Source organism: Enterobacter cloacae complex sp. 385G4 (genome assembly GCF_057320665.1).
Window position 1 is genome coordinate 74,492 of the sequence record NZ_JBXWDD010000013.1, and the last position, 6,762, is coordinate 81,253.

Consider the following 6,762-nt stretch of genomic DNA (forward strand, 5'->3'; position numbering starts at 1 on the left):
TTTATTGACTCCCGTCTGACTATTTAATGGGACGGTGCGTGCCGTCCCACATTTATATTTAGTGATTAACCTGATCCAACCAGCCGTATTTGTCTTCTGTTTCGCCGGTGAAGAGGCCGAAGAAGGCTTGCTGGATGCGTTTGGTCACCGGACCACAGCGGCCTTCACCCACCTGAATACCGTCGACGCTGCGAACCGGCGTGATTTCAGCCGCGGTACCGGACATGAACACTTCGTCTGCCAGGTAGAGGGATTCGCGGGACAGCACCTGCTCGCGCACTTCGATACCCAGATCTTTCGCCAGCTTGATGATCGCATCACGGGTGATGCCCGGCAGCGCGGAAGAGGTGAACGGCGGGGTAAACAGAATGCCGTCTTTTACTTCAAACAGGTTTTCGCCCGCGCCTTCTGAGATGTAGCCGTTCACGTCGAGGGCGATGCCTTCCTGATAGCCGTGGCGGCGCGCTTCGCTGCCGACCAGCAGTGAGGAGAGGTAGTTACCGCCCGCTTTTGCGGCGGTCGGGATGGTGTTTGGCGCCACGCGGTTCCAGGAAGAAACCATTGCGTCGATCCCCTGATCCAGTGCTTCTGCGCCCAGGTAGGCGCCCCACGGGAACGCAGCAATGATCACATCAGTGTTGTAACCGGCCGGCGGGTTCACGCCCATGCCCACATCACCCACGAAGACCAGCGGGCGAATATAGGCGCTGGTCAGTTTGTTCTGGCGAATCACTTCGCGGCAGGCTTCCATCAACTCATCAACGCTTTGAGAGACCGGGAAACGATAAATTTTGGCTGAGTCATGCAGACGCTGCATGTGTTCGCGATGGCGGAACACCACTGGCCCTTTGTGAGAATCGTAGCAACGGATGCCTTCAAACACGGAGGTACCGTAGTGCAGCGCATGGGACATCACGTGAACTTTCGCGTCTTCCCAGCGAACCATCTCACCATTGAACCAAATGTAATCAGCTTTTTTTGTCGTCATTTTTTCGTCCTGTCACGCTCAAGCGCGGATTTGTTGTGATGTGGTTGTGCTCTGGCAGATGGCAACATGGGCAACGTCTACCAGCTTTGATAACTGACTAAACAGTAAGTCGACCGGCCGCGGGCTGGCAACGGTTAATTCGATACTGATGTTCTGGGCGTCGGTGGCCGTTTCCATATTCATAGAGCAAATCTGAAAGCCACGGTGGCGAACCACGCGCAATACGCGTTCTAACGTTTCCGGGTTGAAGCGAGCCTGCACGGCGACCTGATGTTGCATCATGATAATTTCTCCAGCATTTGTGAGTTACTGGCACCGGGCGGTACCAACGGCCAGACGTTCTCAAGCTCGTCGATTGAGACATGAAGCAGGTATGGCCCTTCGCTTGACAGCATGGTGTCGAGTGCCGCTTCAACCTGGTCTTTACGGGTGATGTGCTGGCCAGGAATGCCGAAGGCGCTGGCCAGGGTGAGGAAATCGGGGTTATCGGTGAGCGTCGTTTCGCTGTAACGCTCCTGGAAGAACAGCTGCTGCCACTGGCGAACCATCCCTAAACGCTGGTTATCGAGCAACACGATCTTCAGCGGTAACTGCTTGCGCTTCACGGTGCCGAGCTCCTGAACGTTCATCATGAAGGAGCCGTCACCGGAGATACAGATCACGGTATCGTTCGGGCGGGCCACCTGTGCGCCTACGGCTGCCGGCAGGCCAAAGCCCATCGTGCCTAAGCCGCTGGAAGTGATGAAGTTCTCCGGGCGGGTGTAGGTCATGTGCTGGGCTGACCACATCTGATGCTGGCCCACATCCGTCGTCACCACGCTGTCGGCGGGTTTACGGTCGGACAACTGCTTCAACAGCAGCGGCGCATAGATGGCATCGCCTGGGTGATCGTAACGCCAGGCATGCTCGGCGCGCATGTCTGCGGTGTGCTGACGCCATGCGTTGATATCCAGCGGCTGCTCCAGCGCCGGTAACAGCGCGTTAAGATCGCCCTGCAACGCCACGTGCGCCTGACGCAGTTTGTTCATCTCCGCCGGGTCGATATCCATATGGATCACTTTGGCATTCGGCGCGAAGGTATTCAGCTTGCCGGTGACGCGGTCATCGAAACGGGCGCCTGCGACGATAAGCAAGTCGCACTCCTGCACCGCCAGGTTTGCCGCTTTAGTGCCGTGCATTCCCAGCATGCCGAGGTAGTACGGGTAGTCCGCGTCTACCGCACCCAGACCTTTCAGGGTGCAGGTGGCGGGCATTTGCGTGGTTGCAAGGAACGCGCGAAGCGCCGGAACAGCCTGCGCCATACCCACCCCGCCGCCGACGTACAGCATCGGCTGCTTCGCCTGCGCCATCATCTGACGCGCCTCTTCAACCTCTGCATGGGGAAACGCATCGTCGCTTTCCACGGTGGAGAAATGCGGCTCCAGATCGCCAAATGCAACCTGGATATCTTTCGGAATATCCACCAGAACCGGGCCAGGACGGCCAGAACTGGCAACCTCGAACGCTTCGGCCATCACGCGCGGCAGCTCTTCGAGGGACTGAACGAGGAAGCTGTGCTTGGTGCAGGCTAGCGATAAGCCGAGGACATCTACTTCCTGGAAGGCATCGGTACCGATGAACGGAGAGGCCACCTGACCGGTAATCGCCACGACAGGAACGGAATCGAGCAGCGCGTCAGCCAGGCCGGTGATCAGGTTCGTTGCGCCCGGACCTGAGGTCGCCATGCATACACCGGTTTTACCTGTCGCGCGGGCATAACCAATAGCTGCCATCGCTGCGCCCTGCTCGTGTCGGCACAAGAGGTGTTCCACGCCGCCGTCATACAGTGCATCGTAAATCGGCATAATTGCGCCACCCGGATAACCGAATACGGTTTCGACTCCCTGCGCGCGCAACGCATGTACTACCCATTGTGCCCCATTCATAGTTAGTTCCCCGTCATAAATCTGGAGAAACAGAATTTTGTGCTAGTCGTCATTCTCTGCTCCTCATTTAAGTTTTTTAGTCATAAAAAAACCCCCGGACCTTTCGGTGCGGGGGTCTTAGTTCGTTAAGGCTTGATTTCTAAGCCTTTCCTCGTCCAAGTGCAGCCCCGCACGGTGGGATAATAATCACCACCACGCTAATCACGACCAGGCTAATCACTCGTAGAAGGGCTGTCATTTTCAGTTCTTTTTGCATCTTGTTCGAAGGAATACCTAAAGAGTTATCACAGTTTTTAAATCAAACACAAGATTTATTTATGAAGGATTTGGTTAGCAAGCGAACCAAATTTCATGAATGCATTGTTTTATATGAGGAAATTTGGAAGTGAATATTTTTCATTTTTTTATTGCAGATCTAACCCTTAAAGCGCGTCTTTTTACATTTTGCGAGTGTGCTTCCACGGTGATGCAGTGGTTTCAATGCTCCCTGAAAATCTCTGAACAGGCGGCGTAAATACGTAAAAAGAGGCTAAACAGAGAAAACAGGCACTGGCATAGTCAGACCAGGAGGTAGTACAAATGTCACTGTCAGTTGTTTATACGCGAGCGGCTCTCGGGGTAAAGGCTCCGCTTATTTCCGTAGAGGTTCATTTGAGTAATGGGCTGCCCGGACTCACGCTTGTCGGGTTACCTGAAACCACGGTTAAAGAGGCCAGGGACCGCGTTCGTAGCGCAATAATAAACAGCGGTTATACCTTCCCCGCAAAGAAGATCACCATCAACCTTGCTCCCGCCGACCTGCCCAAAGAGGGTGGGCGATACGATTTACCTATCGCAATTGCGCTTCTCGCGGCTTCTGAGCAGCTTAATACGACCAGGCTAGGCTCGTATGAGTTCGTGGGTGAACTCGCGCTCACAGGCGCACTGAGAGGCGTTCCCGGTGCGATATCGGGAGCGCTGGAAGCCATACGTGCAGGGCGGCAAATCGTTGTGGCCAATGAAAACGCATCAGAAGTGAGTCTTATTGCAGAAAAGGGATGTCTCGTCGCCGGGCATCTTCAGGAAGTGTGCGCCTGGCTGGAAGGCCGCCATGAACTGTCCGAGCCGGAAGAGTGCGAAGAGGCTATAGCGGATGCGCCAGAAGACCTCAGCGAGATCATGGGACAGGAGCAAGGGAAACGGGCGCTGGAGATTACGGCAGCGGGTGGGCACAATCTCCTGCTGATTGGCCCGCCGGGTACGGGCAAAACCATGCTGGCGAGCAGGCTAAGCGGGCTGCTCCCGCCGCTTAGTAACCATGAAGCGCTGGAAAGCGCCGCCATCTATAGCCTGATCGGTTCGACGTCGTTGCACAAACAGTGGCGTCGACGTCCCTTTCGTTCCCCGCATCATAGCGCGTCACTGACGGCAATGGTCGGTGGTGGGTCTATTCCGGGGCCGGGTGAGATCTCGCTGGCACACAATGGCATTCTGTTTCTCGATGAGCTGCCTGAGTTTGAGCGCCGCGTGCTGGATGCGCTGAGGGAGCCCATTGAATCCGGTGAGATACATATTTCACGCACGCGAGCCAAAATAAGCTATCCCGCCCGTTTTCAGCTCGTGGCGGCGATGAACCCCAGTCCGACGGGGCATTATCAGGGCAACCATAACCGCTGTACGCCAGAGCAGACGCTGCGCTATCTGGGAAAGCTGTCTGGCCCGTTTCTCGACCGTTTCGATTTATCACTGGAAATCCCCCTTCCGCCGCCGGGCCTACTCAGGCAGACGGATAGACTGGGTGAAAGCTCCGCGCATGTTCGCGAGCGGGTTATCGCGGCACAGGCGAGACAGTATTCCCGTCAAAACAGGCTGAATGCACGACTGGATAATGCAGGGATCCGACAGTTTTGTTCTCTTAACGTTGAAGATGCGGCTTGGCTGGAGGAGACGTTGACGCGCTTCGGGCTTTCCATACGTGCGTGGCAGCGCTTGTTAAAAGTAGCCAGAACCATTGCGGACGTGGAGGGCTGTACTGATATTGCGAGGATACACTTGCAGGAAGCGCTGAGCTATCGGGCGATTGATCGTTTGCTTTTGCATCTGCAAAAGTTACTGGCATAAAAAAGGGGCCGTAGCCCCTTTTTTATTAGTCGTCAGACTCGGTGTAGTCTTCTGCACCTTCCATCTGCGGTTTACCGCCAGACAGCGTATGGAAACGTTTTGGACGCTTAATGCGAGCCATGTACTTGATCCATACACGTTCTGCTTCAGACTGCGGCTCACGCTCACCACGGCACACTGAGACAAACTGTTTTTCATCTTCAGTTGCAGGCTCACGTTTACCCAGATCCAGCTCGTTAAAGGCATAACCATGACGCTCAAGCAGCTGCGCCTCTTTGATGGTGAAATCGCCGTGACGAGAGAACCCGCGCGGATAATGTTTATTGTCGAAAAAACGATTAGTCGTCGTAAAGCTTTCCGCCATCCTACACGCTCCTAATTCTTTGGCCGAGCTATTTATGGCGCGGAGTATTAGTTACGCTTGACAGAGTGTAAAACAAAACATTTAAATCATAACGACAAATTATTTTGCGGAGAAAGATGTGGATACGGAATTGCTAAAAACTTTCCTTGAAGTGAGTAGAACGCGTCACTTCGGGCGAGCCGCTGAAGCCCTTTACCTGACGCAGTCAGCAGTCAGTTTTCGTATTCGACAGCTGGAAAATCAACTGGGTGTGAATCTTTTTACCCGCCATCGCAACAATATCCGCCTCACGCCTGCCGGTGAAAAACTGCTTCCGTATGCGGAGACATTGATGAATACCTGGCAGGCAGCGCGCAAAGAGGTTGCGCATACGTCGAGGCACAACGAGTTCTCGATAGGGGCCAGCGCATCTCTGTGGGAATGCATGCTCAGTCAGTGGCTTACCCGGCTATATCACTCCCATGGCCATTTACAATTTGAAGCCAGAATTGCGCAACGTCAGTCGCTGGTTAAGCAACTTCATGAGCGTCAGTTGGATCTGCTGATCACTACAGAAGCCCCCAAGATGGACGAATTTAGCAGCCAGATTGTTGGACAGTTCGGTCTGGCTCTTTATGCTTCTGAACCCTCAAAGATGAAAGCAGACCTGACCTATTTGCGGCTGGAGTGGGGGCCTGATTTTCAGCAACATGAGACGGGATTGATCGCACCTGATGATGTTCCACAGTTAACAACCAGTTCTGCCGAGATTGCCTGTCAGCAACTCCCCTTGCTGAAGGGTTGCACCTGGTTACCAGTCCGTTGGGCAGACACCAAGCCTGGACTGCATACCGTGGTGGATTCCACCACCCTTTCGCGGCCGCTGTATGCGATTTGGCTGCAAAATAGCGACAAGCAATCGCAAATAAAAGATCTATTAAAAATCAATGTAATGGATTGATGCTGAGGCCAGCAGGGACGCTGGTTGCATTTAAGAATGGTGAAATTTCACCGGGTTTCAGGCAAAAAAAATCCTTTGCCGAAGCAAAGGATTCTATATGGCAGGGGCGGAGAGACTCGAACTCGCGACACCCGGTTTTGGAGACCGGTGCTCTACCAACTGAGCTACGCCCCTAAAGTTTTTTGCCATTAAGCCTGCCATTACTGGCAGGCTTAATGTCTTAATAAGTGGCGGAACGGACGGGACTCGAACCCGCGACCCCCTGCGTGACAGGCAGGTATTCTAACCGACTGAACTACCGCTCCACCGAAGACTGCTTGTAACCACCGGATTAATGCACCGGCTTACTACTTAATTTGATGCCTGGCAGTTCCCTACTCTCACATGGGGAGACCCCACACTACCATCGGCGCTACGGCGTTTCACTTCTGAGTTCGGCATGGGG

At 54.2% G+C, this 6,762-nt stretch carries 8 protein-coding genes, 2 tRNA genes and 1 rRNA gene; 2 read left to right on the top strand and 9 right to left on the bottom strand.

Annotated features, from left to right (window positions below; translation table 11 throughout):
- Positions 1-58: 58 nt before the first annotated feature.
- The 5 genes from ilvE to ilvL form a co-directional block, all read right to left on the bottom strand.
- On the bottom strand, positions 59-988 hold the full coding sequence (ilvE, locus tag AC2FAJ_RS21635) for a branched-chain-amino-acid transaminase (RefSeq protein WP_003860182.1): 930 nt from the start codon (positions 986-988) through the stop codon (positions 59-61).
- 18 nt (positions 989-1,006) lie between these two features.
- Positions 1,007-1,270, bottom strand: coding sequence for an acetolactate synthase 2 small subunit (gene ilvM / locus AC2FAJ_RS21640; protein ID WP_003860184.1), 264 nt, complete (start codon positions 1,268-1,270; stop codon positions 1,007-1,009).
- Entirely contained in the window at positions 1,267-2,913 is a 1,647-nt protein-coding gene (ilvG, locus tag AC2FAJ_RS21645; RefSeq protein ID WP_041911812.1) for an acetolactate synthase 2 catalytic subunit, read from the bottom strand. Before ilvG ends, ilvM begins: the two co-directional genes overlap by 4 nt.
- A 2-nt stretch (positions 2,914-2,915) precedes the next feature.
- Positions 2,916-2,966: a peptide IlvX gene (gene ilvX, locus AC2FAJ_RS21650; RefSeq protein ID WP_166792073.1), complete on the bottom strand. Its 51-nt coding sequence runs from the start codon at positions 2,964-2,966 to the stop codon at positions 2,916-2,918.
- Positions 2,967-3,052: 86 nt separating this feature from the next.
- The gene (gene ilvL / locus AC2FAJ_RS21655) at positions 3,053-3,151 is read right to left on the bottom strand and encodes an ilv operon leader peptide (RefSeq protein WP_001311244.1); all 99 of its coding nucleotides are present in this window, start codon (positions 3,149-3,151) and stop codon (positions 3,053-3,055) included.
- 341 nt (positions 3,152-3,492) lie between these two features.
- Here ilvL and AC2FAJ_RS21660 point away from each other — a divergent pair, with 341 nt between their 5' ends.
- Positions 3,493-5,013: a YifB family Mg chelatase-like AAA ATPase gene (locus AC2FAJ_RS21660; protein WP_485454510.1), complete on the top strand. Its 1,521-nt coding sequence runs from the start codon at positions 3,493-3,495 to the stop codon at positions 5,011-5,013.
- A gap of 25 nt (positions 5,014-5,038) precedes the next feature.
- Here AC2FAJ_RS21660 and AC2FAJ_RS21665 read toward each other — a convergent pair whose 3' ends face one another.
- Positions 5,039-5,377, bottom strand: coding sequence for a MaoP family protein (locus tag AC2FAJ_RS21665; protein WP_008501577.1), 339 nt, complete (start codon positions 5,375-5,377; stop codon positions 5,039-5,041).
- A gap of 118 nt (positions 5,378-5,495) precedes the next feature.
- Here AC2FAJ_RS21665 and hdfR point away from each other — a divergent pair, with 118 nt between their 5' ends.
- Positions 5,496-6,317, top strand: coding sequence for an HTH-type transcriptional regulator HdfR (gene hdfR, locus AC2FAJ_RS21670; RefSeq protein ID WP_028014823.1), 822 nt, complete (start codon positions 5,496-5,498; stop codon positions 6,315-6,317).
- A gap of 98 nt (positions 6,318-6,415) precedes the next feature.
- Here the strand turns inward: hdfR and AC2FAJ_RS21675 are convergent.
- From AC2FAJ_RS21675 to rrf, 3 genes are all read right to left on the bottom strand, one after another.
- A tRNA-Trp gene (locus AC2FAJ_RS21675) sits at positions 6,416-6,491 on the bottom strand.
- Positions 6,492-6,545: 54 nt separating this feature from the next.
- A tRNA-Asp gene (locus AC2FAJ_RS21680) sits at positions 6,546-6,622 on the bottom strand.
- A 56-nt stretch (positions 6,623-6,678) separates the two neighbouring features.
- Positions 6,679-6,762, bottom strand: a 5S ribosomal RNA gene (gene rrf, locus AC2FAJ_RS21685); the annotation flags it as partial.

Bases quoted from the DNA above. Each gene is read 5' to 3' on its own strand.
- ilvL (WP_001311244.1), bottom strand. From the start codon at position 3,151: ATGACAGCCCTTCTACGAGTGATTAGCCTGGTCGTGATTAGCGTGGTG.
- ilvG (WP_041911812.1), bottom strand. From the start codon at position 2,913: ATGAATGGGGCACAATGGGTAGTACATGCGTTGCGCGCGCAGGGAGTC.
- AC2FAJ_RS21660 (WP_485454510.1), top strand. From the start codon at position 3,493: ATGTCACTGTCAGTTGTTTATACGCGAGCGGCTCTCGGGGTAAAGGCT.
- ilvE (WP_003860182.1), bottom strand. From the start codon at position 988: ATGACGACAAAAAAAGCTGATTACATTTGGTTCAATGGTGAGATGGTT.
- AC2FAJ_RS21665 (WP_008501577.1), bottom strand. From the start codon at position 5,377: ATGGCGGAAAGCTTTACGACGACTAATCGTTTTTTCGACAATAAACAT.
- ilvM (WP_003860184.1), bottom strand. From the start codon at position 1,270: ATGATGCAACATCAGGTCGCCGTGCAGGCTCGCTTCAACCCGGAAACG.